The organism is Nocardia sp. NRRL S-836 (assembly GCF_001279525.1).
GTDB lineage: Bacteria > Actinomycetota > Actinomycetes > Mycobacteriales > Pseudonocardiaceae > Lentzea.
This window is the reverse complement of sequence record NZ_LGDY01000001.1, coordinates 183804-209802: the sequence shown is the minus strand read 5'-3', so window position 1 is coordinate 209802 and position 25999 is coordinate 183804. Positions and strand designations below refer to the sequence as shown.

The window sequence follows — 25999 nt, the reverse complement described above, 5'->3', positions numbered from 1 at the left end:
GCAAAACAAAGCTATCGAAGGCCTCGATCGGTCGGCAATGGAAGGACGTCGGATGGCCGCGACCCTCGCGCTCGGCATCGACGTCGGCGGCACCCGGATCGCCTTCGGACTGGTCGGCCCGGACGGCTCGACCAGAGCGGTCGAGGTGCACGCCCTGATCGGCCGCGGTGACGCGGTGGTCGACCAGCTCGTCGCCGTCGCACGGACCCGCCTGGCCCTGCACGACGTCACGCACGTCGGCGTCGCGGTCCCCGGACCGGTCGACGCGACAGCGGGCCTGGTGCTGTCCGCGCTCACCCTCGGCTGGCGGGAGCTGCCGCTGGCCGACCGCCTGCGCACCGCACTCGGCCGCGACGTGCTGCTGAGCAACGACGGTCACGCGGCGGCGTGGGCGGAACACCGCTTCGGCGCCGGCCGCGGCCGCGACACCGTCCTGGTGTCCGTCGGCACCGGCATCGGGGGAGGGGCGGTGCTCGCCGGCCGGGTGGTCGAGGGCCACCGCGCACTCGGCGGCGGGTGGGGTCACCTGCCACTGGTCGCCGGCGGCCGTGCCTGCACGTGCGGCGCGGCCGGTTGCTGGGAGCAGTACGCGAGCGGCACCGCCCTGATCACCGAGGCCCGCCGCAGCTGGAACGCCCGCACGACGTGCGGCGAACAGGTGCTCGCCGCGGCGGAGAACGGCGACCGCCGCGCCGCCGAGGTTGTCACGACCGTGAGCGGCCACCTCGCACACGGCCTCACGATCCTGGGCGCGTGCCTCGGCCCGCACGAGATCGTCCTGGGCGGCGAGCTCGGCTGCGACCCCCGCCTCGCCCGGCACGTGCGCCACGCCCTCGCGGACCGCGGCACGCACCCGACCCGCACCGCGGTGACCACCACGCCCGCCGAGCTCGGCACACGGGCCGGCCTCGTCGGCGCCGCGGACCTGGCCCGAGCCTGACCCCTGGATCGCGCCACGCCGCCCCGCGGTCACCGGCGACCGACTCACCCCGTGCCTGACCCAGCTCGCCGAACCCAGCTCGCCGAACCCAGTCGAGGCGGCCGCGGCACGGGGAGTGGGCTGGGCGTGCCGGGTGACCTCGGGTCCCGGCACCATCGCGAACAGGCCGTTGCCCCGGTCACCGCGCACCTGGTGCACGACGACCGGGGCAACGCAGTTGGAGATCCGGGGGTCCCGTCAACGGCGAGCGCACGGGCGGCGCACCCTAGGCGGGCACCGCGTCGCCCGAGGGAACCTCGTCGGTCAGCGCACCCTCGACGAGCTCCGCGGGACCGGCCAAGCCGCCCACCACGTCCGCGGCGGCGCGCAGCAGCACCCGCGCGATCATCGGGTCGATCGCCCCCGCCAGGTGCGGGACGCTGGTGCGGAACGCCACCCGGTGCACGACGCGGCTGCCGTCGCCGTCCTCGACGACCTCCCAGCTGCCGCCGAAGTCCACGAAGTCGCCGCTGAGCTGCTCGAACCGCACCACCCGCGCGGCCGGGTCGGCCTCGGTGCGCTGCGTCCACCGCGCCAGGCCGCCGCGGAACCGCAGCGCGTAGTGGTCACCTTCCGCCGACGGCGTCACCGACTCGATGTCCGGTGCCGCGCCGGCGAACAGGGCGGGTTGCAGCAGCTGGTCGAAGACCTCGTCCGCGGGTCGTGGCGTGCGAAGGACGATGCTGTGCTCCTTGTTCACCGTGCTCCTCCCCGCTTGATGTTCACGCCCTGCAAGTGCGTGGTGCGCAGCATCAGGTAGTTGGCCTCGCCGAACACGCCGCCGGTCAGCCCGGTGCCGCCGTGTGTCGGCAGGAACGGCCGGAACGCCGAGTGCGAGTCGTTGACGTTGACGACACCGCCGTTGGTCACACCGTCGGCGACCGCCGCCACCAGCCGCTCGTCCTCCACCCAGAACGAGTTGCGCAGCCCGTAGCGGTTGGTGTTGACGAACCGCAGCACCTCGTCGAACAGCCCGTCGTGCTCCTCGGGCACCACGACCGGCAGCAGCGGCGAGAACGTCTCCTCGCGCACGGCGGGCATGTCCCGCGCCCGCTCGAACCCGTCGACCCGCAGCACCGCGGGCTCCACGAAGAACCCGGTGTCCGACGGCGATCCGTCCACCTCCAGCCGCCGGCCGCCGTGCAGCAGCCGCGCACCCCGGCGCACCGCGTCCGCGATGTCGGCGAAGTACGCCTGCGCCATCAGCACGGGCGTGAGCACGACCCCCGGCTCGTCCGGGTAGCCGGGCTTCGTCGCGGCGGCCGCGGCCACCAGCCGCTCCAGCAGCGCGTCGGCGATCGCCGGGTGCGCCACGACGTGGTTGGGGATGTTGCAGATCTGGCCGGACTGGCGGAAGTTCTCGGTGATGGCCGCCGCGGCGGCGTCCAGGTCGGCGTCGGCCCACACCACCACGCAGTCGTTGCCGGCGAGCTCCAGCACGGGTTTCTTGCCCGCGACCACGGCGGCGCGCTCGAACTCCAGGCCCTTGGCACTGCCGCCGACGTAGACGATGTCGTTGACGTGCGGGCTGCTGAGCCACAGGTCGGTCATCGGCGGCCCGCACAGGATGTTCAGCACGCCGGTGGGGGCACCGGCCTCCTCCAGCACCGGCACGACGACCTCGCGCAGCGCGTGGGTCGTGGCCAGCGGCACGCCACGGGGAGCGCGGATCACCACGGCGTTGCCCGCGAGCAACGCGGTCGCGCCGAACAGGGCGTTGGGGGTCGAGGCGTTCTGCGGCGGGTTCACGCAGACCACGCCGTCCGGGACCCGCCGCACCACCGCGTGACCACCACAGCCGTGGTGCTTGGTGGTCTGCATCTGGGTCGCGCACCAGTTCAGCGTCTCGGCGCTGAAGTCGGCCCGCCAGTACTCGTCCAGCGTCGGCCCGGCCAGGTCACGCGGCTGGCCCTCGGCCACCAGCAGCTCCACGATGTCGTCGCGCTTCTCGCGCAGCCGCTCGCCGATGCGCACCCCGATCTCCAGCCGGTCGCGCAACGGCACCCGCGCCCACTCCGGTGCCGCCCGCGCGGCGGCTTCCAGCGCGTCGGCGGCCATCCGGTCGTCGGCCAGCGCGCACCCGCCGACCACGTCGGGACCGGCACCGCGCGCGTCGACCAGACCGGCGTCGAGGTCGCGCTTCAACGCCAGCGCGGGCATCGTGTCCGCCAGCACCGCGCGCGCCGACACGGTGTGGACGTAGCGGCCCTCCGGGTGCTCGACGTCCTTGCCGTCGATGTAGGCCGGGTACATCAGCAGGTCGTTCATGTCATCACCTCTTGTCGGACGTGCGCCGCGATCTCCGCGGCCTGCGTCCTGATCTCGGGGACGGCGGTGCTCTCGAACTCCTCACCGCGCCGCAGCGCGCCGAGCGTGAAGATGCGCCGCGGCGCACCCGACCGGTCCAGCACGCGGCCGTCGGAGCCGGTCCGCACACCGAGCCCGACCGGGTCCGTGGTGGCGGTGCCGTCCTCGACCAGCCCGCGCACCAGCGGGCCACCGCCGCGGCGGAAGCCGGTCGCGTTGACCAGCCACCCCACCCGCAGCGTCCGCCCGCCGGTCAGGTCCACCTCGAAGCCGTCGTCGCGTGAGCGCACGGCCACGACCCGGCCGCGGTGCAGCCGCAACCGCCCCGAGTCGAGCAGGGCGCGCACGCGCCGGTGGGTGTCGGGTGCGGCCCGGTGCCGGTGCACGTTCCAGTAGTGGTGGACGCGGTCGAGGAACCGCCGCTGCTCGTTCTCGCCGAGCTGCCGCCACAGCCGCCGGGTGTGCGGCCGCAGGTGGTCGACGAAGTCACGCCACCGGTCCGGCTCCGCCGACACGCACCGCCGCGCGAACCGCAGCAGCTCACCGAGCGACCCGACCCGCTCCGGCGGGTCCGGGAAGGACGGTGCGCCCGGCGCCCGGCGGTGGGGCTGCGGCAGCAACCCGTGCCGCGACACCGCGTGCACCGGCGAACCCGGCGCCACCGTCAGCGCGATGTCCATCATGGACAGACCGGTCCCGAGCACGAGCACCGGTGCGCCGTCGTCGACCGGCAGCGGACCGGCCCACGGGTCGGCCACGTACCGCGGCGACCCGTCCGGCAGCAGACCGGCCAGCGGGTCGTCGCCGCCCGCGCCCGGTGCCAGCACGGCGAAGTCGGCGTGCACCGGCCCGGTCGCCGCCAGCCGCACGGTCACCCCGTCGGGCCCGGCGGTCAGGCCGGCCGCGGTGTCGGTGACGTGCCGCACGACGGCGGTGGCCCGCTGCTCCTCGGCCGCCAGCGTCTGGGCGAGGTAGCGGCCGTAGTCGCGGCGGGGCAGGAACGCCCCCGGCTCGGCGCCGCTCCACCGCACGAAGTGCTCGGGGTCGTCGTCGACCGCGCTCATCTTCTCCGCGGGGGTGTTCAGCAGGTGCCCGGGGTCACCGGTCCGGTACGCCCTGCCCGGCCCGAACTCGCCGCTGCGGTCGACCAGGACCAGCTCGACCGGCACGCCGGACCGCAGCAGGTGCACCGCGGCCAGCGTCCCGCTCGCGCCGGCGCCGATGACGACGACCCGGACCCGCTCACCCATCGCCGGTCACCGCGGACAACGTGTCGCCCACCTGACCCGCCGCGAGGGTGTTGCCGCCGTTGGGGTCGATCAGCAGGAACGCGCCGGTGGCCACGCAGTCGGTGTAGTCGTCGAACGGCAACGCGTCGGCGACCTCCAGCCGCACCTGCCCGATGTCGTTGAGCTCCAGGCGCTCCGGCTCGCGCTCCAGCACCAGCTCCTGCTCGTCGAACCGCGCGGCGAGACCGGACACCATGCACTTCGTGGTGCGCGTGCCGTGCTTGAGCAGCACCCGCGCGCCGGGCTCCAGCGGCTCCTCGGCGAGCCAGCACACCGTGGCCGTGACCGCGGAGGCCAGCTCCGGCACCCGGTCCGCGGCGGCGATCAGGTCGCCCCGGCTCACCGGCAGGTCGTCGGCCAGCGTCAGCGACACCGGCTGCCCGACACCGGCCTGCTCGACCGGTCCGTCCGGCGTGCCGACCTCGGTCACCGTCGACCGGGTGCCCGCCGGCAGCACGACGACCTCGTCACCCGGCCGCACCTGGCCCGCGGCGACCTGACCGGCGTAGGCGCGGTAGTCGTTGCCGCCGTCGCGCAGCACGTACTGCACCGGCATCCGCAGGCCGACGTCGCAGCCGCGGTCGTCGGGCTGCACGGTCTCCAGGTGCTCCAGCAGCGTCGGCCCGTCGTACCAGGGCGTGTGCTCGGAACGGGTCACCACGTTGTCACCGGCCAGCGCCGACAGCGGCACGGTGGTGATCTGGTCCTCCCGGAAGCCCAGCGACCGCGCGTGGGCGACGAACTCGTCCTTGACCTTCGTGAAGGTGTCCTGGTCGAAGTCCACCAGGTCGAGCTTGTTGACCGCGAGCGTGATGCCGGGAACGCCGAGCATCGCCATCACGGCCAGGTGCCGGCGCGTCTGCGGGAGCACGCCCTTGCGCGCGTCGGTCAGCAGCACGGCGTGGTCGGCGGTGGACGCGCCGGTCACGGTGTTGCGCAGGTAGTGCACGTGGCCCGGCGTGTCGGCGAGGACGAACGTGCGCTTGGCCGTGGCGAAGTAGCGGTAGGCCACGTCGATCGTGATGCCCTGCTCCCGCTCGGCGCGCAGGCCGTCCACCAGCAGCGAGAGGTCCGGGTTGTCGAGCCCGCGTTCCTCGCTGCTGCGCAGCACCGCGTCGATCTGGTCGCTGAGCACGGACTTGGTGTCGTAGAGCAACCGGCCCACGAGGGTGGACTTGCCGTCGTCCACGCTGCCCGCCGTGACCAGTCGCAACAGGTCGGACGTCATCAGAAGTACCCCTCCCGCTTGCGGTCCTCCATGGCGGCCTCCGACATGCGGTCGTCGGCCCTGCTGGCACCGCGCTCGGTGAGCCGGCTGGCCTTGATCTCGTCGATGATGTCGGCGACGGTGGCGGCGTCGGACTCGACCGCGCCGGTGCACGAGCCGTCGCCGACGGTGCGGTAGCGCACGGTCTTCTCGACGGTCTCCTCGTCGTCGGCCGGGCCGCCCCACTGGCCCGCGGTCAGCCACATGCCGTCCCGCAGGTACACCTCGCGCTGGTGGGCGAAGTACAGCGACGGCAGCTCGATCTCGCGCGCCTCCACGTACCGCCACACGTCCAGCTCGGTCCAGTTCGAGATCGGGAACACGCGGACGTGCTCGCCGGGGGAGTGCATGCCGTTGTAGAGGTTCCACAGCTCGACGCGCTGGCGGCGCGGGTCCCAGCGGCCGAAGCTGTCGCGGACGCTGAAGATCCGCTCCTTGGCCCGCGAGCGCTCCTCGTCACGGCGCCCGCCGCCGATCACCGCGTCGAACTTCTCCTCGGTGATGGTGTCGAGCAGCGGCACGGTCTGCAGCGGGTTGCGCATCCCGTCCTGCCGCTCCTGCACGGCGCCGCGGTCGATCCAGTCCTGCACCTGCGCCACGTGCAGCCGCAGCCCGAAGCGGTCCACGATGTCGTCGCGGAACTGCAGCACCTCGGGGAAGTTGTGGCCGGTGTCGACGTGCACGAGCGTGAACGGCGGCGCCACCGGTGCGAACGCGCGCACCGCGAGGTGCACCAGCACGGTGGAGTCCTTGCCACCGGAGAACAACAGCGCCGGCCGGTCGAACTCGCCCGCGACCTCGCGCAGGATGTGGATCGCCTCGGCCTCCAGCGCGTCGATGCCGGTGACCGCTCGGTCCTTGACGGGTGCGCTCATCGCAGCACCACCTCCCGGATGTCCTGTTCCTGGCGTTCGCGCTCGCAGCGCTCCAGCGCCCGTTCGATCATCTGCACGCTCTCCTCGACGCCCAGCGCCGCGGTGTTCACCAGCACCTCGGGGGACACCGGCGCCTCGTAGACGTCGCTGACCCCGGTCATCGCCTCGACCTGACCGCTCTCGGCCTTGGCGTACAGGCCCTTCACGTCCCGCTCGGCGCAGACCTGCACCGGCGCGTCGACGTAGACCTCGACGAACGTGAGGCCGGCCTCCTCGTGCAGGGCGCGGACCTCGTCGCGCACGTCGCGGAACGGCGCGATCACCGAGACGACCGACAGCACGCCGTGCGAGGCGAGCATCGCGGCCAGCTTGCCGATGCGGCGGATGTTCTCGGTGCGGTCGTGCTTGCTGAACCCCAGCTCGGGGAAGAAGTCCTTGCGCACGGCGTCACCGTCGAGGTGCTGCACCGGTCGCCGCTCCCGCAGCCGGTCGACCAGCTCCCGGCCCAGTGTCGACTTGCCCGAGCTGGGCAGCCCGGTCAACCACAGCGTGGTCGTCACGTGGTTCCTCCTTGTCCAGTAGTGGTGTGCGGGGTCACGGCGCGTGCTCGCGGCCGAGCAGCTCCCGTGCCACGACGAGCTTCGTGGCGTTCTCGGTGCCGTCCGCGATCTCCTGCCCGATGGCGTCGCGCACCCGCCGGCTGACCGGGTGGTCGTCGCTCCAGCCCCGGTGCCCGAGCGTCAGCAACGCCTGGTGAGCGGCGTCGACGCCGACCCGAGGCGCCCACCACTTCGCCATGTTCGCCTCGGCGCGGTGGTCGAGCCCGGCATCGGAGCGCCACAACGCCTCGAAGGCGAGCAGCCGGGCGGCGTGCACCCGTGTGGCGTGCTCGACCAACGGGAACGACACGCCCTGGTGCTTGCCGATCGGCTTTCCGAACGACTCGCGCTCACGGGCGTACGCCAGCGCGTCGTCCAACGCGGCCTGGGCGTTCGCCACGGCCAGCACGGCGATCAGCGCGCGTGAGTGGTCGAAGCCGCGCATCACGCCGCTGAAGCCCTCGCCGACGCCGCCGACGATCTCGTCGTCGGACGCGCGCACGTCGGCGAACCGCAGCGTGGCGCGGCCACCGGCGCGCACGCCGAGGTCGTCGAGCCGTTCCCTGGTGATGCCCTCGCGGTTGAGCGGCACGAAGAACGCCGTCACGCCGCGTGCGCCGTCGTCGCCGGTGCGCGCGAACACCAGGCCGTGCGTCGCGTGCATCCCGAGCATGATCGACGTCTTGGTGCCGGTGAGCAGCCAGCCGTCGCCGTCGCGCCGGGCCTGCAGCTCGATCGCGGCGGCGTCCGTGCCGTGCTCCGGCTCGGTCAGCACCAGCGCCACCACCGCGTCGCCCGCCGCGACCGCCGGCAGCCACCTGGCCTGCTGCTCCGGCGTGCCGCTGCGGCCGATGATGCCGCCGATCAGCGCCGCGTTGAGCACCGGGTAGCAGGCGGTCGCCTCGGCCCGTGCCAGCTGCTCCACCGCGATGCCGACCTCGACCGCGCCCAGCCCGCGGCCGCCGTGCTCCTGCGCGATGGCCAGGCCGGTCAGCCCGGCCCGGCCGAGCTCGGCGAAGAAACCCGACCAGAACGTGCGTTCGCGGTCGTCGAGCGCCGCGTGCGGGGCGATCGTCTCGTCGGCGAACGCCTTGACCTTGTCGGCCAGCGCCTGTTGCTCGTCGGTGAACGAGAAGTCCATCTCCTGCCCTCCCTCAGCCGCTGACCAGCTGCTCGCGCAGCTTGAACTTCTGGACCTTGCCGCTGGGCGTCGTCGGCAGCTCGCCCACGTGCTCGACGCGTTCGGGCCAGTACTGCTTGGCCATGCCGAGCCCGTCGAGGTGCTCGCGCAACGCCGGCAGCTCCGGCGGCGTGCCCTGCGGCACGATCACCGCGCACGCCCGCTCACCGAGCCGGTCGTCCGGGTAGGCGACCACGGCGACGTCCTTGATGTCGGGGTGGCGCCGCAACGCCGCCTCCACCTCCACCACGGGCACCTTCTCGCCGCCGCGGGAGATCACGTCCTTCTCCCGCCCGGCGATCCGGATGCCGCCGTGGCCGTCGGAGCGCGCCAGGTCACCGGTGTCGAACCAGCCGTCGGCGGTGACGTTGTCCGCGTACACCTCCGGCCGCCGGTAGTAGCCCAGGCACTGCGTCGCGCCCCTGACCTGCAACCGCCCGGTCGCTCCCGGCTCGACCTCGGCGCCGTCCTCGTCGACGACGCGGACCTCCATGCCGGGCACGGGGGAGCCGTCGCTCTCGGCGGCCCGCATCTCCGGGTCCTCCGGCCGCGTGATGGTCGGCGCGCCGTTCTCGGTCATGCCCCACAGCGCGTACAGCCGGCAGCCCAGCACGTCACGGGCCTGCTCGACCAGCACCGGCGGGATCGGCGCGCTGCCGGTCGCGAACGTCCGCAGGTTCGACAGGTCACGCCGCTGCTCGCGCTGGCGGTCGATCAGGTCCACCAGGAACGGCGGCGCGCCCATGAAGAACGTGACCTGCTCGGTCTCCAGGACCCGCAGCATCAGGTCGGCGTCCCAGTTGTCGATGTGCACGCACGTCGCGCCGAGCAGCAGCGGCATCGTGAAGTTCCACGTCCACCCGGCGTTGTGGGTGGTGGGGGAGCCCATCGCGGTGACCTCGTCGCCGCGCAGGTGCAGCGCGTCGATCTGCATGCGGTTGGTGGCGTGCAACGTGTTGTGGCTGTGCATCACGCCCTTGGGCTCACCGGTGGTGCCCGAGGTGAACATGACGTAGGCCAGGTCGTCCGGCTTCGCCTCGCGGCCCTCGTTGTCGCCGAAGACCGCGCCCTCGGTGCCGGGCTCGCCCAGCAGCGCGGTGTCGAAGTCCCGCGCGTCACCGAGGTCGACGTCCGAGCCGGCGACGCCGACCAGGACACGTTCCCTGATCGACGCCACCTCGCGGGCGACCTCCTCGCTCAGCTGGGCGTGCGAGAAGCCGCGGTGCTCGACCGGCCCGATGTAGACAGGACTCTTCGTCAGGTTCGTCATGAACGTCAGCTCGCGCTTGCGCATGATCGGCAGCACCGGCCCGGCGACCGCGCCGATCCGGGCGCACGCCAGCGTCGTCGCGAGCAGCTGCCACGAGTTCGGCAGCTGCAGCGTCACCACGTCACCGCGCTCGACACCGAGCCCGGCGAGGCCGGCCGCGATCCGTTCGACGCGGCGTTCCAGCTCGGCGTAGGTCAGCGTCTCGGTGTCACGGCCGTCGGTGTGCCACACGACGATCGCGCGCCGATCGGGGTGCTCCCGCGCCGCGCGGCGCAGGTCGTCGACGAGGGTCTCGTCGGTGCGCCACCACCCGTTGGCGCGATAGGTCTCGGCCAGGTCCGTCATCTCAGCTCCTGTAGGTCGTGGTCACACCGGCGCGCGCGTGTTGCCGCCGTCGACCAGCAGCAGCGCCCCCGTCACGAAGGCGGCCTGCCGGGAGGCGAGGAACGCGGCCAATGCGCCGAAGTCGTCCGGGTCGCCGACCCTGCGCAGCGGTACCTCGGCGGCCGCGGCGGAGGGGTCCTCCCCGGACGGGCCGCGCAGGGCGGGGGTGTCGTGGTAGCCGGGCGCGAGGACGTTGACCGTCACACCGCTGTCACCGAAGGCGTGCACGAGGTTCCGCGCGTAGGACAGCAGCCCCTGACGCGCCACTCCGGACAGCACGTTGTGCGGCATCGGCTGGCGCACGGCCTCCGAGGTGATCATCAGCACCCGGCCCCAGCCGCCTTCGCGCAGGTGCGGCGTGGCGGCCTTCACCATCGCCACGTGCGGGATGAGCGCGGTGTCGACGGCGCGGCGGTAGTCGTCGGCGTCGAAGTCGCTCACCGGGCCCTGCACGACCCCGCCGGTGTGCGTGACCAGCACGTCGATCCCGCCGAGCTCCAGCACGGTGTCCTCGACCCACCGCTCGGCCGCGGCGGTGTACTGCACGTCGGCGACCTGGCTGTGCACCCGGCCGCCACCGACGGCGGCCAGCTTGCCGTGCGCCTCGGCGAGCCGCTCGGGGTCACGGCCGCAGATCGACACGTCCGCGCCCTCCGACGCCAGCGCGCGGGCCACGCCGAGGCCGAGACCGCTGCTGGCGCAGGCCACCATCGCGACCTTGCCGTCCAGTCCGAGGTCCATCAGCCCTCCCTCCCCGCGCGGACCGGGTAGCCGTAGCGCACGAGCTGCGGCGCGGCGGCCGCCGTCGTGAACGCCCTGGGCTTCCAGTCCAGCTCGGTGCGCCACCGGCCGTCGGCCCTGATGAGCACCTGGCCGTGGTGGAAGCGGTCCGGGTTGCCGGTCACCGTGTGGTTCACGCCCAGCTCGACCGTGCCGTCCGCGGTCACCGGGGAGCGGCCCTGGATGCCGGCGAACGCCATGACCTGCCCGATCACCTCGTCCGGGCGCGCGGAGAAGTCCTCGTGGCGCACCCGCAGGTAGCGGTCGCGGCCGGCCAGGGCGAGCAGGTCGGAGGCGGCGTTGACCGCGCTCCAGTACCCGGTGCTGCGCGCGGCGCTCATCCGCGTGACGTAGCTCTTGTCCTTGCGGTACGAGTGCGCGGTGGCCCGTGCGTCCCGCACGACGTGCAGCACCCGCACGTCCAGGTCGTCGCGGCCCAGCAGCGCCGCGGCCTCGGCCGGGTACTTCGAGCTGTCGACGATCACCTCGGCTCCCGCGGCGGAGGCGGCGGCGCGGTAGAGCTCGGCCGTCACCCCGGTCACCCACCGCACGTCCGGCGGCGCCTTGCGCACACCGAGCGCCTCGGCGAGCCGCACGGGCGTGTGCCTGGCACGCAACCTGGTGGCCTGCACGGCTTCCACGGCCTCGGCGACGTGCCGGTCGGCCGCCACCTCCGCCGCCAGCACCTCCGACCACAGTGGACAGCCGGTCAGCGGCTCCCCGCAGCCGCAGCTGGAGTTCGTGCCCTCGGTGAGGATCCCGTTGCGCCACAGGTAGTGCAGCTCACCGACGTGCAACGCCTGCGGGGCCTCGTTGAGGACGTTGCCGATCATCGTGCTGCCGCAGCGCATCATGCCGGTGACGTAGAGGACCCGCATCAGCCCGCCCCTTCCTGCTCAAGCAGGACGAAGTGCTGGGGGAGGTGCACGGCCAGGCCCATCCGGCTGCCGGCCTCCAGCAGGTCACCGCCGTCCGGGGCCGCGCCGCGGCGCAGCCTCAGGTGCGAGATGCCGGGGTCGAGGAACGTGGTCGCCGCGCGGAAGTCACCGAGCAGCACCTGGTGCTCCGGGATCATCCTGGTCCGCGCGATCCGCACGCCCGCCTCGGCGAGCCGGCCCAGCAGCCCGGACTCGACGGCCTGCCAGTACACGGCGTTGTGCGCCACGATCCCGTCGCACGACCCGCCGGTCTCCTCGACCAGCGCCGCGGCCCTGGTGAGCAGCTCGACCGGCTTGCAGTCGACCGTCATCCGGCGGGCCTCCGGCAGGTCGAGCAGGCCGGGCACCGCGCCGTCGTCGCTGCCGCGCAGCAGCACCTGGTTCTCGGTGGTGCCGAACCGCACGATCAGCCGGAAGTCGATGAACGCCGCCAGCAGCCGCGGGTGCTCCAGCAGTCCGGGCGGCACCGGCAGCGACACGCCGATGTCGGTGAGCTTCGCCGCGTCGAGCAGCGGCTGGAACCCCGCCTCCGGGGTCGTGTCGAACGTGACGCCCGAGCGCTGACCGCGGTCGCGCTCCGGCTGCGGCTCACGCACGAACGGCGCGTCGCTGTCGCGGACCGTCGCCATCTTCATCAGCTGCCGCACCGTGAACCGCGGGCGTTCGGCGAACAGCGGGAACGCCGTCGGCAGGTACGCGCGGTAGGTGACGGTGACGTCGTCGCCGGGGTTGCCGAGCGTCGCGGCCTGCGCGAACTCCGAACCGGGCGAGCTCTCGGTCAGCGCCGGGTCCGCCAGCAACTGTTGCATCTGCTTGATCTGAGCTGTCATGACTGCCTCCCCGGCTCAGGCCGCGATCGCCATGCGACCGTGCACGACGTCACCGATGTCCCTGGCCAGCCGGCCGGGGGTCGGGTGCTGGAAGATGTTGCGGCCCATGGCGACCCCGGCCGCGCCCGCGCGCACCGTGTCGGCGACCCGCCGCAGCAGCTCGCGCCGGTCGTCCACCGGCGGCCCACCGGCGACCAGCACCGGGATGGGGCAGGCGCGCACGACGTCGGCCATGGCGCTCGCCGAACCGGGGTAGCTGACCTTGACCAGGTCGGCGCCGAGGTCGGCCGCGAGCGTGGCGGAGTGCCGGACCAGCTCGGGGTCGGTGGCGTTGTCGATCTGCGGGCCGCGGGCGTACATCATGGCCAGCAGCGGCATGCCCCAGCGCTCGGTCTCCTCCGCGGTGCGGGCGAGGTCGGCGATCTGCTCGGCTTCCTGCTGCGAGCCCATGTTCACGTGCACGCTCACCGCGTCGGCACCGAGCCGCAACGCCGCCTCGACGCTCGTCACCAGGTACTTGGCGTCCGGGTCGGGTGCGTGCGCCGTGCTGGCGCTCAGGTGCACGATCAGCGAGGTGTCGACGAACAGCTTGGGGTTGAGGTGACGCACGGTGCCCTTGTGCAGCACCACCGCGTCGACCTTGGCCGCGGCGAGCTCGCCGATCAGCTCGTCCAGGGAGTCGTCGGGGGTCACCGGGCCGTCGGCGACCGAGTGGTCGAGCGGGACGATCATCAACCGGCCGTCTCCGTTGCGGTCGATGCGGTCCAGGCGCAGCCTCGCGCCGAACGATTGCGGCTGGTTCACCGGAACGTGCTCCTTTCGGGAGGTCGTTGGTCAGGTTTGCGACGCGGTGTCCGGGTCGTGCAGGCCGAAGCGCTCGTGCAACGTCCGCACGGCGTCGTGCACGCGGTCGCGTGCGACGAGGAACGTCGTGCGTTCCTGGCTGCACGACACGCATTCGGCCGGGATGCCGGCGGTGGACAGGGCGTTGAGACCCAGCGCGGTGAGGCCGGGCCGGCTCAGCAGGCCGGTGCCCACGGCGCACACCCTGCCGACGTCGCGCCGCAGGGTGATCACGCAGTCGTCCTCCGGCAGCTCGCCGCGCACCGCGGTCACCGCCTCGTCCGCGGCGGCGTCGGTGACGCAGAACCGCATCCGCAGCGGCGCGTCGCGGTGCGACAGCCACTGCACCGAGTCGACCGCTATCTCCAGGCGCGCCAACGCTTGCAGCACGCGCGCGCCGCCGTCGGCCAGGTCCCGACCGGCCTCGACCACGACCTGTGTGACTCTCTCGTCATGGGTCACCGCCACCACACCGGCGCGTCCTTCTAGGACGTCCGAGTCGAGCATCTCCGCTCTCCCTCCGAAGATCCTGCTTCCCTCGCCGAGCCCGGACGAGTCGCGCACGACGATGTCGACGCCGTGCGCGGCGGCCAGTTCGACCGACCGCGGGTGCAGCACCCGCGCGCCGGAGAACGCCATCTCGGCCATCACCGCCGCGGGCAGCCGCTGCAGCAGGCCGGCACCGGGCACGACCCTCGGATCGGCGCTGGCGACCCCGCGCACGTCGGTGTAGATCTCGCACACCGGGGCGCCGTGGGCGACGGCCAGCGCGACCGCCGAGGTGTCCGACCCGCCGCGGCCCAGCGTGACCACGGCCCCCTCGTCGTCGAGGGCCTGGAAACCCGCCACGACCACGACGTGACCGCGGTCGAGCCACTGCCGCACGCTGCCGGTGTCGATCGAGGCGATCACCCCGGCGCCGGGCGGGCCCACCGCGCGCAGACCGGCGTCCGGCCCGGACAGCGACACCGCGGGAACGTCGAGCTCTCGCAACGCGATGGCGAGCAACGCGGCCGAGGCCAGCTCACCGGTCGCGAGCAGCTTGTCGGTCTCCCTGGGGTCCGGTGCCGTGCTGACCGCCGTGGCCGAGCGGACCAGCTCGTCGGTCGTGGCACCCCGGGCCGACACCACGACGACCACGGCGGCACCGGACCGGTGGGTCCGCGCCACCCGCTGGGCCACCGCGGCCACCTGGGTGTCGTCGGCCAGCGAGCTGCCGCCGTACTTCTGGATGCTGATCTCCATGCCGCTCCGTCCGGAAAAAGTCCAGAAGGGAAGTCGAACAACCGCGATCCGGTCGCGAGCGTCATCACTCGTGGTGGGCTCGAACTCCGTCGCAATTAGAAGTTGCCCCGTCCCGGTGTTCGCGAAGCTCGCTCAAATCCATGACCTTTGCCGCGCCGCCGGGAAATGCGCGCGGTGCTGCTCACGCGAATGAGTGAGGCCAGATGGCGGTGGGGGAGCAATGAAAAAGCCCGCCGGTCGGACCGGCGGGCTTCGGGGGAGCGCGGCGCTCAGGGAAAGCGCCGGGACGTGGGCTCCCGGTCGTGGGCGATCACCTGCAACGCGAGCTCGACCCGGTTGGTGACCTGCAGCTTCGTGAACGTGTTGCGCACGTGGGTGCCGATGGTGTTGGGGGAGAGGGTGAGGTGGGTGGCGATGGCCTTGTTGGTGAGGCCGCGCGCCACCAGCCGGGCCACCCGCACCTCGGTCTCGGTGAGGCTGGCCCACAGCCCCAGCGCCGGCTCCGGAACCGCGTCGGACGGTTCGGGCACGTCGTCGGGAACGTCGGCCAGGTACGTGCCGGTCCGGTGCGCGGCGAGCTCGGCACCGCAGGCGCTCCACGTCTCGTGCGCCTGTTCGAGCAGGTCACGGGCCCGGCCGCGGTCGTTGCGCGCGCGGGCCAGCCGGGCGGCGTCGGCCAGCGCCTCCGCCGCGGCCACCCGCCGGTCGCTCAACCGGTTCAGCTCGGCGGCACGGACCACGGCGTCGAGGTCGCCGTCGCGCAGCCCCGCGGCGTGCGCGGCGGTGGCCGCCACGCCCAGCACACCGGGGTTGCGCTCGCTCAGCTCCTGGGCGACCCGCACGACCTCGTCGGCCCGCCGTTGGTCGGCCCTGCGCAGGGCCAGCCGCACCAGCACCGGCGCGACCGGCGACGGCGCGGTGGCCGTGATCGCCACCAGGTCGGTGCCGGTCAGCAACCCCTCGGCGACCGCGGCCGCCTCGTCGTGCCGGTCGGCGGCGCACAGCCACAGCACCCGCCGCCACGCCAGCCTGGCCGCTCCCGCGCCGCGGCCGCCGAGGTGCTCGGCCTCGCGCAGGTTCGCCTCGGCCGTACCGAGGTCGCCCAGACCCGTGCGGATCTCCGCGAGCAGCAGCAACGACCGCCCGAGCAACGGCGCGAACGCCCGGTCGCGTGCGGTGCGCACGGCCAGTTCGGCGTCGGCCTCGGCCGCGCGCAGCCGTCCGGTCGCCAGGTGCGTGCGGGCCCGGTGGTACTGCCAGCGCGGCTGCGGCCACGCCGCCCCCACCTGGGCGCTCTCGCTGGCGACCACGCTCAGCGTCGAGTGCACCTCGTCGAACCGGTCCAGCGCCACCAGCGGCGCGCACAGCCACAACCGCGATCCGCGCCTGCGCAGGAACGGTCCCGCGCGATCGGCCTCGCGCACGGCCGTCCTGGCCAGGTCCAGCGCCCGGCCCAGCTCACCGCGGCGCAACGCGATCTGGGCGCGTGCGGCCGCACCGAGCACGACCGCCTCACCACCGGCCGCCCGTGCCCGCGCGGCGGCGTTCTCCGCGGCGTCGGTGTGCCCGGCCGCAGCCAGCCGGTACGCCTGCACCGCCGCGAGATCGGCGCGGTCCTGCTCGTCGAGGTCCGTCCGGGCCAGCGCCCGGCGCGCGTACTCCACCACCACGTGGTCGTGGTCGGGCTCACGGCCGTCGGCCAGCTCGCCGAGCGCGCACACCAGCCGCGTCTCGGTCGAGGCCTCCGGCACCCGGTCCAGCGTGCGCACCGCCAGGTCCCAGGCCTGCGTGGTCCGGCCGGCCAGCGCGAGCAGCCGCACCGCCTCCACCACCAGGCCGTCGGCGCCGGGGTGGTCGTCGCCGACCAGGTCCAGCAGCCGCACCGCCAGGTCGGCCGCTCCCGCGGTGCCACCCTCCCGGTCCCGCACCGCCCTGCGCAGCGCGTCCACGACGGCGGGCGAACCGCGGCGGCCACCGCGTTCCAGGTGGTGCACGACCTCGGCGGCCGGGCGGCCCTCCGCGGCGACGACGTCGGCCGCCTCGCGGTGCAGCGCCACCCGCACGGGCTCGGCCAGCCCCGCGTGGACCACCCGGCGCACCAGCTCGCTGCAGAAGGTCAGGCCTGCGGAGCCGGGCGCAAGCACACCGGCCTCGACCAGCTGCGCCGCGGCCGGCAACAGCTCGGGCACCGGCTTGTGCATCAGCGCGGCCGCCTCGTGCACGGTGAACACCCGGCCCAGCACCGCTCCCGCGTCCAGCACCGCCGCGGCCGTCGCGGAAAGATCGCCGAGTGCCGCGCGGACGTCGGAGACCAGCCAGCCGGGCAACGCGCACCGGTCGGCGTCCGCGACCAGCTCCGCCTTCCCGTCGGCCACCCGGATGTGCCCGGCGTCGTGCAACGCGCGCACGACCCGTTCCGCATCACCGTCGACGTCGGTGGCGATCTCCACGAGGGCCTGGTCGGGTTCGGCGCCGAACAGCCGCGCGCACAGCCGTCGCGCGTCCTCACCGGTCGGCCACCTCGCCGGCAGCCGCCGCGCCCCCGCGTCGAGCAGCACGTCCACCACGCCCCGCACGGCGGCGGAGGCCTGCGCCGGGCGCAGCGAGAGCAGCCACAGCACGGGCGTGGTCCTGAGGCCGGGGATGAGCACCCGCAGCGCCAGCGCCGTGGTGTCGTCGGCGTGGTGGAAGTCGTCCAGGCACACGAGCACGCCCCCACCGGCGGCCAGGCCCACCAGCTGGGCCCTGACCTGCCGCAACGCGGTGAGGTGGTCGACGTCGAAGTCGCGGTGCGGGTCGGGCACACCCGCGCTGAGCGCCGCTCTGAGCGTGGACAACGGCGCGACACGGTCCACGTGGGTCGCACGGCCGTGAACCACCCGTATGCCGGTGCGCGCTGCTGCTGCCCGTACGTGGCTGACGAGCGCTCTGCGGCCGAGGACGCCGTGTTGCTCGGCGATCAGCACGCTGCCCTCACCCCGCGTCAACCCGGCGAGGGCGGCGGAGACGGGCTCGATGGTGTCGTGGACCGGTAATCGCTGTGCGGGTGGGATCGATGTGGCGGGCGGCTCGTCATCGAGCACAGCAGTCCTCCCCCTTGGTACGACGGCGGCGCGTACCCCCTACGCCCCGATATTGCTGCACGTACCCACTTGCTCACCGGCCGGAACCGGCCAAACGGGTGATAATCGGGCAATTCGCCATTAGTCCGATCATGTGAACACCTTCGGCTGCCCTACCGGCGAAAATACGCGCTCCACAAGGACATTCGCCGTCGATTGACTGCGGACTCCCGTAGTCGGGTGCGAAGAATGTGCTTAGCCGCGGAACGAGCCGTCAACCCTCTGGCCAATTGCGTTGTCGACGCGCACGCCTGGAGGGGGCAGTGAAGAGGATTTGGATATGGGCTTTGTTCAGCGGCGCGTTCGCGGTGGCGTGCACCGAATTCGCCGTCGTCGGACTGCTGCCCCAGATCGCGCGTGATCTCGAAGTCTCGGAGGCAGCGGCCGGACAGCTGGTGACGCTGAACGCCGTCGCGTTCGCCATCAGCGCGCCGGTCCTGTCCGCCGTCTGCCACCGGTTGGACCGCCGCAAGGTCCTGTTCGGCTGCCTGGTGGTGTTCTCGCTCGGCCACCTCGCCGCGGGACTCGCGCCGAACTACCCGGTGCTGCTCGGCTCGCGCATCCTGTCCGGCGCCATGATGGGTCTCTACCTCGCGACCGCGATCGGTGCCGCCGCACGCCTGGGCGGTGAGGAGAAGCGCGCGTCGTCGATCGCCACGATCCAGGCGGGCGTCAACACCGCCACCGCGCTCGGCGTGCCGATCAGCACCCTGCTCGGCCACCAGATGGGCTGGCGGATGCCGATGCTCGTGATCGGCGCGATGGCGTTGCTGTCACTGGGTTTCATCGCCGTCGCCCTGCCGCCCACCGGCGCCGACGACGGCCCTCCGCTGGGCGAGCGCCTGCGCGCCATCCGCACCGCACCCGTGCTCATCGGCCTCGCCGCGATCACCCTGTTCTGGGGCGCGTCGTTCACCGTCTACACCTACCTCGTGCCGCTGCTGGAGCAGCGCGCCGGCCTGAGCAGCACCATGGTGATCGTCGTGCTGGTCATCGCGGGCGTGTGCGCCGTGGTCGGCAACGTCATCGGCGGCAGGGGAGCCGACGCCGACTCCCGCAAGACGCTGCTGATCACCTCCGCCATCACCTCGATCGCCCTGCTCGCCGTGCTGCCGATGTCGACGAACGCCGTGCAGACCATCGCGCTGGTGGTCGTGTGGCAGCTGGCCGCCTGGTCGTTCGTCCCCGCCGTGCAGGCCGCGCTGTTCCAGGCGGCGGGCAAGGGCGGTGAGCTGGCCGTGTCGTTCGCCGTCTCGGCGTTCAACATCGGCATCGTCGCGGGCGCCGGTTTCGGCGGCATCGCGCTCGACCAGGCCGGCCTGCCCGGCGTGGCCGTGCTGGGCGCCGTGATGAGCGTCGTCGCCTTCGGCTTCGTCGTGCTGCTGGTCCGCTACGTGAGGCGCCGCGAGACCGCCACCAGCACCGCGCGGTGACGACCGCCTGACCCGTCGGACGCCTGCGAGACCGCCGGTGACTCGTGCCGTGCGGCTCCCAGGCGTTCCGCCCGCCACCACACCCGCAGCTCGGCTGCCCACCACACCGAAGGGATGAACCATGCGACTCGAGTTCGACGCCGTCCTGTTCGACCTGGACGGCACCCTGATCGACTCCACCGCCGCCGTGCGCAGGGCGTGGCACCGCTGGGCCGAGGAGGAGGGCGTCGACCCGGCCCGCCTCGCCGGCACCGAGGGCAAACCCGCCAAAGACATCGTCGCCGCCCTGTTACCGCCCGACCGCCACGAGGCGGGCCTCGCGCACTACTCGCACATCGCGACCCACGACCTCGAAGGCGTCGTCGTGCTTCCCGGCGCCCTGGAGGCGACCACCGCCGTCGGCGACCGCAAGGCCATCGTCACCTCCTGCACCCGTGACGTGACCGCCGCCCGCACGACCGCCGCGGGCCTGCCGGTGACCGAGGTCCTCGTGACCGCGGACGACGTGGACCGCGGCAAACCCGAGCCCGTGCCCTACCTGAAGGCCGCCGAGCAGCTCAAGGTCGACCCGCGACGCTGCCTCGCCGTCGAGGACACCGCGTCCGGCCTGGCCTCCGGACGCGCCGCCGGGTGCACCACGCTCGGCATCGGCACCGACCTGGACGCGGACATCGTCGTGCCCGACCTGTCGCACGTGCGCTTCGAGGTGACCGCGGACCGCGTGACCCTGCACGTCTGAACGGCCGATGGCGGCCGTTTCCGACGGGGAGGCTGAAAGCACCGCGACCACCGGCTGACACAATGGACGGATGGCACTGGGTTACCTCCTCGCCGTGCTGGCGACCCTGGCATCCGGCAGCGGTTCGATCCTGGAGGCCATGGGTGTCCGGCGTGCGGGTGCGTACGGCGGAAGGTCTCTCGATCTGATCGCTCTGCGGCGCCAGTGGCTGTACTTCCTGGGTCTCGGTGTGGATCTGCTGGGGTTCGCCTGCGCGGCGGCCGCGCTGCACCGGCTTCCGCTGTTCCTGGTGCAGTCGATGCTCGCGTTCAGCGTCGGTGTGACGGCCACGATCAGCGCCTTCATGGGCGCTCACCTGCGTGCGCAGGGCTGGGTCGCGCTGGGTGTGGGCGCGATCGGCCTGGTCATGCTGGGCGTGTCCGCCGAGCCGGGCCCGGCGCAGGCCCTGCCGCCGCAGTGGCGCTGGATCCTCGTGGGCATGGCGGTCCCGGTGGCGGCGATCGCCGTCTACGCGCGGCGCCACCACCACGTCTGGGCGACGGTGGCGCTGGCGTTCGGCTCCGGTGTCGCCTACAGCCTCGTCGGCATCGCGGCGCGGACGCTCGACCTGCCGGACGCCGTGTGGCGGCTCGTCCTGGAACCGGCGGCCTGGGCCATCGTCCTCAACGGGCTCACCGCCGCGGTGCTGTTCGCGATGGCGTTGCAGAAGGGCGGCCCGACCGGGGTCACCGCGATCATGTTCACCACCAACACGGCGCTGTCGTCGTTCGTCGGACTGGTCTACCTCGACGACCACGTCCGCGAGGGCTACGTGGTCGCCGCGACCGTCGGGTTCGTCCTGGCGATCGCCGGAGCGATCGCGGTCGCCCACTACGCGGCCGACACCCGGCACACGGAGCACACGCCGGTCGGCACGCGGGCATGAGGAACCGGCCGGTCTAGAGCACGTCCTGCGGATCCTCGCCTGAGGTGGAGGACGATGCAGGCGAGGATGATCTCGGCACGGTGGTAGGCGGCTCGTTTGGCGAACCTGGTTGCCAGGCCGCGGAACTGCTTGAGGCGGTTGAAACAGCGCTCGACCACGTTGCGCATCTTGTAAAGATCGGGGGCGAAGGTCGGTGCCTGCCACCGGCCGAGCCCTTGGCCTTGCGGCGGTCGATCTGGTCGACGCGTTCGGGGATGGTGGCTTTGATTCGCCGCTGTCGTAACGCGGTGCGGGTGCTCGGGTGGGTGTAGGCCTTGTCAGCGATCACCCGCCCCACGCGCACCCGCTGCCCATCCACGTCGATGTCGCGGATGTCGTCGAGCAGCGGCAGCAGCTGCGGGTTGTCACCGGCCTGGCCGGGTGTGAGGATCACCGCGAGCGGCAGGCCGGCGGTGTTGACTGCCAGGTGGAGCTTGTCCGTCAGCTCACCACGTCCGACCACAGACCATCATCTGCACACGATCATGAGAAAGATCCGCAGGACACGCCCTACAGCACGTCCAGCGGCTCCGGGCCGTCCGGCGGCGGGAACGCCGCGTCGAGGTCGGCCAGGTCGGCCTCGGTCAGCCGGAGGTCGCCCGCGGCGGCGTTCTCCCTGACGTGGTCGAGCGAGCTGGACTTCGGGACGGCGTTGACGTTCGGCAGCCGCAGCACCCACGCCAGCGCGATCTGGGCGGGCGTGGCGCCGTGCCGGCGGGCGACCTCGGCGAGGACCGGTGAGCGCAGCAGCCGTCCCTGTTCGACGGGGGAGTACGCCATGACCGGGATGGACCGCTCGGCGAGCCACGGCAGCAGGTCGTGCTCGGGGCCGCGGCGGCTCAGGTTGTAGAGGATCTGGTCGGCCTGGCAGAAGCCGGACAGCTCCGTCAGCTCGGCCATGTCGGCCACGTCGAAGTTGCTGACGCCCCAGTGGCGGATCTTGCCCGATCGGACCAGGGCCGCGAACCCGTCGAGGGTGTGCTCGAACGGCACCCGCCCGCGCCAGTGCAGCAGGTACAGGTCGATGTGGTCGGTGCCGAGCCGGCGCAGGCTCGCCTCGCAGGCCCGCACGGTGCCGGGGGCGCTGGCGTTGCGGGGGAGGACCTTGGAGACGAGGAACACCTCGTCGCGGCGCCCGGCGACGGCCTCGCCGACCACTTCCTCCGCGCGGCCGTCGGCGTACATCTCGGCGGTGTCGACCAGCGTCATGCCCAGGTCCAGCCCCAGGCGCAACGCGGCGACCTCGTCGTCGCGGGCGGCCCTGGACTCGCCCATGTGCCACGTGCCCAGGCCCAGGGCCGGGACGGACTCGCCGGAGGGGAGCTGCACCTGCGCGGTCGTCATGCCGACAGGATGCCCCCGACGTGGTCGTGCCACCTGCAGAACAGCGGGAAACACCCGGACCGGCCGCTTCCGGGCCCTCAGAGGCCCTGGGCACGCAAAAAGCCGCCCCGGTAGGCGACCGGGACGGCTTGAGCGTCTGTGCTCGGATCAGGCCGTGCGGGTGCGGCGTCCACGCAGCTCTTCGAGGCGCTCGTCGAGCAGCTCCTCGAGCTCGGGGATCGACCGGCGCTCCAGGAGCATGTCCCAGTGCGTGCGCGGCGGCTTGACCTTCTTCACCTCCGGCTCGACGCCGTCGATGATCTTCGACTCGGTGCCGTGGAGACGGCACTCCCAGGTCGGAGGCAGTTCGGCGTCGTCGGAGAACGGGACCTCGAAGTCGTGTCCCTTGGGGCAGGCGTACCGCGCTGCCCGGCGCGGAGCGAGATCGTGGTTGCGGTCGGTCTCGTAGCTGACTGCTCCGAGCCGGCTTCCACGCAAAACGCGGTCGGCCATGGCGGTGTCCTTTCGCTCGGCTCAGGGCCGGGGCCCAGGCTTCTTGCTCACCGTGTGCAACGCCCGGATTGCTCCGTTTGTTTCCGGTTCGCTCTCATGGTCGCCCACAGTGACGTCGTTCACTCGTCAACGAAGGCTTCCTACTAATGGATGCGATCGCTCAGGGATCGTGACGCGTTATCAAGCTACTGGGCTCACGCATCACTCTAACGGCCTAGCGAACCCTGTGGGTAGTCGCCTAGGCCAACCGAAGCTGACCACTTTGTGCGACGTCAGGGCCCAGATCGCCCAGCCGGAAGTGACGCCGACAGAGCACTTGGTAGCGCACAGTAGTTTCGGTGGCATCGGTTACACAGTCGCGCTCTGTACCCGATCGGTGCTGTTCCGTATCCGAAACCGTGTCCGCGACCAGTACCGTGTCGCCGGCCCTGATCACCCGTCCGGCCCGCACCCGTGCGTTGAACCGTCCTGGCACGCCGCACCAGCACAGGACCTCGACCTGGATGGCGTTCAGCTCGTCCGCGAGCTCGAACAGCCGCCGCGACCCCGGGAACATCTCCCCGCGGAAGTCGGTGGCGAGCCCGAAGCAGTACACGTCGACCTGGACGTCGTCCGCGAGCTCGGCCAGCTGCTCCACCTGGGCGGGCGTGAGGAACTGGGCCTCGTCGACGATCAGGTAGTCCACCCGCCGGCCCTGCGCCCACTCGGCGCGGACCAACCGGCGGAGATCGTCGTCGCTGATCTCCGCGGCCTCCCTGGTGATGCCGATCCTGCTGGAGATCCGCGGCTGTCCCGACCGGTCGTGCCGCACCAGCAGCAGCCCGCGGCGTCCCTGCCGCGAGTTGTTGTGGTCGATCTGCAGGGCCAGCGTCGACTTGCCGCAGTCCATCGGCCCGAAGAAGAACTTCAGGTGCCCCACGACCGGGGTCGACCGGCGCGAACCCGCTACAGGCACGGCGGACAGGGCGTCTGTCGGATCGGGGAGGGCGTCCACGGCGGGTCACCCTAGTGCCTGGCCGGTGATCAACAGGAATCGGCTGATCAACGCCGACCGGCACCGCGGTGTCCCCGCGCTGTGTCGTTGTCCATCGTGCTCCTCCTGGTGCTCTCGCCTGCCCCCGGTGGGCAGGAGGTAGCCGCTGCGTCGACCGCCGAAACATCACCTTCGTCTGTTCCCCCATGCGTGTCACCTGCCGTCTACCAGGTGGTCGGAACCGGATGCGCGTGCGGTTCGGCGCGGAGACCGTTCCTGTCTACTCGATAACTTCAGTGTTGACTAAACTCAAAACCTCTGCCGTATGCGGCTTCCCGATATAACTCGCGCCACGATATATTTAGCGACATGAGTGGTCGGGTCATGTCCGAGCAGGCGTTCCTGGTGCTCACCGCGCTCGCGGAGGAGCCGTTGCACGGGTACGCGATCGTGCAGGCGGTGGAGCAGTTGTCCGAGGGGCGCACGGTCCTGCGGGTCGGCACGTTGTACGGCGTGCTGGACCGGCTGGTGGCCGACGGCCTGGCCGAACGCGACCGCGAGGAGGTGCACCAGGGCCGGCTGCGCCGCTACTACAAGCTCACCGACTCGGGGGTGCGGGCGTTGCAGGCGGAGGTGGCGAGGCTGAGCGCGAACGTGCGGGCGGCGTCGGCGGTGCTGAGGGGGAGGGGTGTCGAAGCATGAGCAACCTGGAGCGCCGGTACCGGCGGCTGCTGGGGGTGTTGCCGCGGTGGTACCGGCGGGACCGCGAGGAGGAGATGGTCGGCATCTTCCTCGCCGAGCGGACCGACGAGCTGGACTTGGAGCACAGCTGGCCGGGCTGGGCGGAGACCTGGTCGACGCTGGGGCTGGCGGTGCGCACGCACCTGGCGGCGGGTGCCGCGCTGACGCGGGTGCCGGACGGGGCGCGGTGGCGTGGCGAGGTGGTGCGGGCGCTGGGGGTGCTCGGCCTGCTGCTCGGCGTCTTCTACGCCGGGGCGGCGATCACGGGCCTGGTCCTCGGGGAGGTCACGTGGGTGCAGCTGTTCGAGCTGGCGCCGATCGCGGCGTTCGTGCTGCTGCTGGCCGGTGAGCGCACGCCGGCCAAGGTGGCGGCCGGTCTCGTGGTCGTGCCGGTGGCGGTGGCGCTGGTGGACCAGGCGCACGTGCTGGTGTGGGCGGCCTTCCAGGTGCCGTGGCTGGTGACGTTCGCGTGCCTGTGCCTGGGTTTCCACCGGGAGGCGCCGACGCCGCCGGCGCGCAGGCTGGCCTGGTGGGGTGGGGGAGCGGTGGTGCTGGGGCTGGCCGCCGGCCTGGCCACGGGGGCCGGTCTGCTGGCCGTGGTGCTGCTGGCGGTGGTGGTGCGGGTGGTGGCGTTCGTGCGCGGTGACGTGGTGCTGGGCCGGGCGTTGGCGGTGTTCGCGGTGCTGATGCTCGGGCCGGTCGCGGTGCTGGCGCAGGGGGAGGTGGCCGGGTTCGCGGTCGGGGCGGCGGTGGTGCTGGTGCTCAGCGCGGTCGCGCCGATGCGGCGGCGCGCGGTGGGGCTGGGGGTGTCGTGAGGAACCTCGAACGCCGCTACCGCGCCCTGCTGCGGGTGTTGCCGGGCGGACCGCGAGGAGGAGGTGGTCGGGCTGTTCCTGGCGGGGCGGGCCGGCGAGCGGGGCCTGGAGCACGGCCGGCCGGGGTGGGGTGAGACCGCGGCGGTGCTGGGGCTGGCGGTGCGCACGCACCTGCCGGTGGTGGCGTGGTGAGGTGGTGCGAGCCTGGGGCGTCTTCTGCTGAGGGTGTTCCACGCGGGGCGGCGCTCACCGGCGTTGTGGTCGGTCCGGTGCGGTGACGTGGCTGCAGGTGCTGGAACCGGCGCCGGTTGTGGCGTTCGCGGCGCTGTCGGCGGGTTGGCACACGTCGACCAAGATCGCCACGGGGGTGGCCCTGGTGCCCGCGGTGGTGCGGCTGGGACAGGGGAGCACCTGGTGGTGTGTCCAGTTGCCGTTGCTGCTGACGTCTGTGGCGCTGTGCCTGGGCCTCACGCCGTGACGCGCCCACGCCGTAGGTGCGCCGACCTGTGGCGTGGGATGGGCGCTGGTGCTCGGCGGTGCCAGGGGAGTGGCGGCCGGGGCCGCGTTGCTGTCGGTGGTGGTCGTTGTGG

25 protein-coding genes and 2 pseudogenes are annotated in these 25999 nt (G+C 72.7%); 8 read left to right on the top strand and 19 right to left on the bottom strand.

The window, feature by feature from the left end:
* Nucleotides 1-52: 52 nt before the first annotated feature.
* Nucleotides 53-940: an ROK family protein gene (locus ADL03_RS01065; protein ID WP_053731422.1), complete on the top strand. Its 888-nt coding sequence runs from the start codon at nucleotides 53-55 to the stop codon at nucleotides 938-940.
* A gap of 265 nt (nucleotides 941-1205) precedes the next feature.
* Here ADL03_RS01065 and ADL03_RS01060 read toward each other — a convergent pair whose 3' ends face one another.
* The 14 genes and pseudogenes from ADL03_RS01060 to ADL03_RS00995 all read right to left on the bottom strand — a co-directional run bounded on the left by ADL03_RS01060 (nucleotide 1206) and on the right by ADL03_RS00995 (nucleotide 17869).
* Complete coding sequence (locus ADL03_RS01060; RefSeq protein WP_053731421.1) at nucleotides 1206-1679, bottom strand: SRPBCC family protein; 474 nt, start codon at nucleotides 1677-1679, stop codon at nucleotides 1206-1208.
* The gene (locus tag ADL03_RS01055; RefSeq protein ID WP_231641342.1) at nucleotides 1676-3247 is read right to left on the bottom strand and encodes an aldehyde dehydrogenase; all 1572 of its coding nucleotides are present in this window, start codon (nucleotides 3245-3247) and stop codon (nucleotides 1676-1678) included. Before ADL03_RS01055 ends, ADL03_RS01060 begins: the two co-directional genes overlap by 4 nt.
* Nucleotides 3244-4536 (bottom strand): FAD/NAD(P)-binding protein, encoded by a 1293-nt coding sequence (locus tag ADL03_RS01050; RefSeq protein WP_053731420.1) that lies wholly within the window; start codon nucleotides 4534-4536, stop codon nucleotides 3244-3246. Before ADL03_RS01050 ends, ADL03_RS01055 begins: the two co-directional genes overlap by 4 nt.
* A complete protein-coding gene (locus ADL03_RS01045) occupies nucleotides 4529-5803 on the bottom strand; it encodes a sulfate adenylyltransferase subunit 1 (protein ID WP_053731419.1) in 1275 nt (424 codons plus the stop codon). The genes ADL03_RS01050 and ADL03_RS01045 overlap by 8 nt, the downstream gene beginning before the upstream one ends.
* A complete protein-coding gene (gene cysD / locus ADL03_RS01040; RefSeq protein WP_053731418.1) occupies nucleotides 5803-6717 on the bottom strand; it encodes a sulfate adenylyltransferase subunit CysD in 915 nt (304 codons plus the stop codon). The genes ADL03_RS01045 and cysD overlap by 1 nt, the downstream gene beginning before the upstream one ends.
* Nucleotides 6714-7283, bottom strand: a pseudogene (gene cysC, locus ADL03_RS01035) (adenylyl-sulfate kinase); the annotation flags it as partial. The gene cysD and the pseudogene cysC, both read right to left, overlap by 4 nt.
* Before the next feature lie 28 nt (nucleotides 7284-7311).
* Nucleotides 7312-8457, bottom strand: coding sequence for an acyl-CoA dehydrogenase family protein (locus tag ADL03_RS01030; protein ID WP_053731416.1), 1146 nt, complete (start codon nucleotides 8455-8457; stop codon nucleotides 7312-7314).
* A gap of 13 nt (nucleotides 8458-8470) precedes the next feature.
* Nucleotides 8471-10111 carry an AMP-binding protein gene (locus ADL03_RS01025; RefSeq protein ID WP_053731415.1) on the bottom strand — a complete coding sequence of 547 codons (1641 nt, stop codon included), beginning with the start codon at nucleotides 10109-10111 and terminating at the stop codon, nucleotides 8471-8473.
* A gap of 21 nt (nucleotides 10112-10132) precedes the next feature.
* Complete coding sequence (locus ADL03_RS01020) at nucleotides 10133-10891, bottom strand: SDR family oxidoreductase (protein WP_053731414.1); 759 nt, start codon at nucleotides 10889-10891, stop codon at nucleotides 10133-10135.
* Nucleotides 10891-11808: a sulfotransferase gene (locus ADL03_RS01015; protein WP_053731413.1), complete on the bottom strand. Its 918-nt coding sequence runs from the start codon at nucleotides 11806-11808 to the stop codon at nucleotides 10891-10893. Before ADL03_RS01015 ends, ADL03_RS01020 begins: the two co-directional genes overlap by 1 nt.
* A complete protein-coding gene (locus ADL03_RS01010) occupies nucleotides 11808-12698 on the bottom strand; it encodes a family 3 encapsulin nanocompartment shell protein (RefSeq protein WP_053731412.1) in 891 nt (296 codons plus the stop codon). The genes ADL03_RS01015 and ADL03_RS01010 overlap by 1 nt, the downstream gene beginning before the upstream one ends.
* Before the next feature lie 15 nt (nucleotides 12699-12713).
* Nucleotides 12714-13502, bottom strand: coding sequence for a 2-amino-3,7-dideoxy-D-threo-hept-6-ulosonate synthase (locus ADL03_RS01005; protein WP_053731411.1), 789 nt, complete (start codon nucleotides 13500-13502; stop codon nucleotides 12714-12716).
* Nucleotides 13503-13532: 30 nt separating this feature from the next.
* Complete coding sequence (locus ADL03_RS01000; RefSeq protein WP_053731410.1) at nucleotides 13533-14786, bottom strand: aspartate kinase; 1254 nt, start codon at nucleotides 14784-14786, stop codon at nucleotides 13533-13535.
* A gap of 269 nt (nucleotides 14787-15055) precedes the next feature.
* Nucleotides 15056-17869, bottom strand: a complete 2814-nt coding sequence (locus tag ADL03_RS00995) for a LuxR family transcriptional regulator (protein WP_053731409.1) — start codon at nucleotides 17867-17869, stop codon at nucleotides 15056-15058.
* A 302-nt stretch (nucleotides 17870-18171) separates the two neighbouring features.
* Here ADL03_RS00995 and ADL03_RS00990 point away from each other — a divergent pair, with 302 nt between their 5' ends.
* The 3 genes from ADL03_RS00990 to ADL03_RS00980 all read left to right on the top strand — a co-directional run bounded on the left by ADL03_RS00990 (nucleotide 18172) and on the right by ADL03_RS00980 (nucleotide 21005).
* Nucleotides 18172-19341, top strand: coding sequence for an MFS transporter (locus tag ADL03_RS00990; RefSeq protein WP_197287966.1), 1170 nt, complete (start codon nucleotides 18172-18174; stop codon nucleotides 19339-19341).
* Between the two features lie 121 nt (nucleotides 19342-19462).
* Nucleotides 19463-20080 (top strand): HAD-IA family hydrolase, encoded by a 618-nt coding sequence (locus ADL03_RS00985; protein ID WP_053731407.1) that lies wholly within the window; start codon nucleotides 19463-19465, stop codon nucleotides 20078-20080.
* A 70-nt stretch (nucleotides 20081-20150) separates the two neighbouring features.
* Nucleotides 20151-21005 (top strand): hypothetical protein, encoded by an 855-nt coding sequence (locus ADL03_RS00980; RefSeq protein ID WP_053731406.1) that lies wholly within the window; start codon nucleotides 20151-20153, stop codon nucleotides 21003-21005.
* On the opposite strand, the gene ADL03_RS50630 is transcribed toward ADL03_RS00980, so the two are convergent.
* The 5 genes and pseudogenes from ADL03_RS50630 to ADL03_RS00965 form a co-directional block, all read right to left on the bottom strand.
* The gene (locus tag ADL03_RS50630) at nucleotides 20951-21172 is read right to left on the bottom strand and encodes a hypothetical protein (RefSeq protein WP_369808912.1); all 222 of its coding nucleotides are present in this window, start codon (nucleotides 21170-21172) and stop codon (nucleotides 20951-20953) included. The two genes, ADL03_RS00980 and ADL03_RS50630, sit on opposite strands and share 55 nt — an antisense overlap.
* 65 nt (nucleotides 21173-21237) lie before the next feature.
* Nucleotides 21238-21507: pseudogene (locus tag ADL03_RS50625) on the bottom strand (transposase); the annotation flags it as partial.
* Between the two features lie 47 nt (nucleotides 21508-21554).
* Nucleotides 21555-22388, bottom strand: coding sequence for an aldo/keto reductase (locus ADL03_RS00975; RefSeq protein WP_053731405.1), 834 nt, complete (start codon nucleotides 22386-22388; stop codon nucleotides 21555-21557).
* 147 nt (nucleotides 22389-22535) lie between these two features.
* Complete coding sequence (locus ADL03_RS00970) at nucleotides 22536-22880, bottom strand: RNA polymerase-binding protein RbpA (RefSeq protein WP_030466135.1); 345 nt, start codon at nucleotides 22878-22880, stop codon at nucleotides 22536-22538.
* A gap of 238 nt (nucleotides 22881-23118) precedes the next feature.
* Nucleotides 23119-23874, bottom strand: a complete 756-nt coding sequence (locus ADL03_RS00965) for a thymidine kinase (protein WP_053731404.1) — start codon at nucleotides 23872-23874, stop codon at nucleotides 23119-23121.
* Between the two features lie 348 nt (nucleotides 23875-24222).
* On the opposite strand from ADL03_RS00965, the gene ADL03_RS00960 reads away from it, so the two are divergent.
* The 4 genes from ADL03_RS00960 (at nucleotide 24223) to ADL03_RS00950 (ending at nucleotide 25887) form a co-directional block, all read left to right on the top strand.
* Nucleotides 24223-24555, top strand: coding sequence for a PadR family transcriptional regulator (locus ADL03_RS00960; RefSeq protein WP_197287965.1), 333 nt, complete (start codon nucleotides 24223-24225; stop codon nucleotides 24553-24555).
* Nucleotides 24552-25409, top strand: a complete 858-nt coding sequence (locus ADL03_RS00955) for a hypothetical protein (protein ID WP_053731402.1) — start codon at nucleotides 24552-24554, stop codon at nucleotides 25407-25409. Before ADL03_RS00960 ends, ADL03_RS00955 begins: the two co-directional genes overlap by 4 nt.
* A gap of 63 nt (nucleotides 25410-25472) precedes the next feature.
* The gene (locus tag ADL03_RS50120; protein WP_255353319.1) at nucleotides 25473-25601 is read left to right on the top strand and encodes a hypothetical protein; all 129 of its coding nucleotides are present in this window, start codon (nucleotides 25473-25475) and stop codon (nucleotides 25599-25601) included.
* 82 nt (nucleotides 25602-25683) lie between these two features.
* Complete coding sequence (locus ADL03_RS00950; protein WP_053731401.1) at nucleotides 25684-25887, top strand: hypothetical protein; 204 nt, start codon at nucleotides 25684-25686, stop codon at nucleotides 25885-25887.
* The last annotated feature ends 112 nt before the right edge of the window (nucleotides 25888-25999 follow it).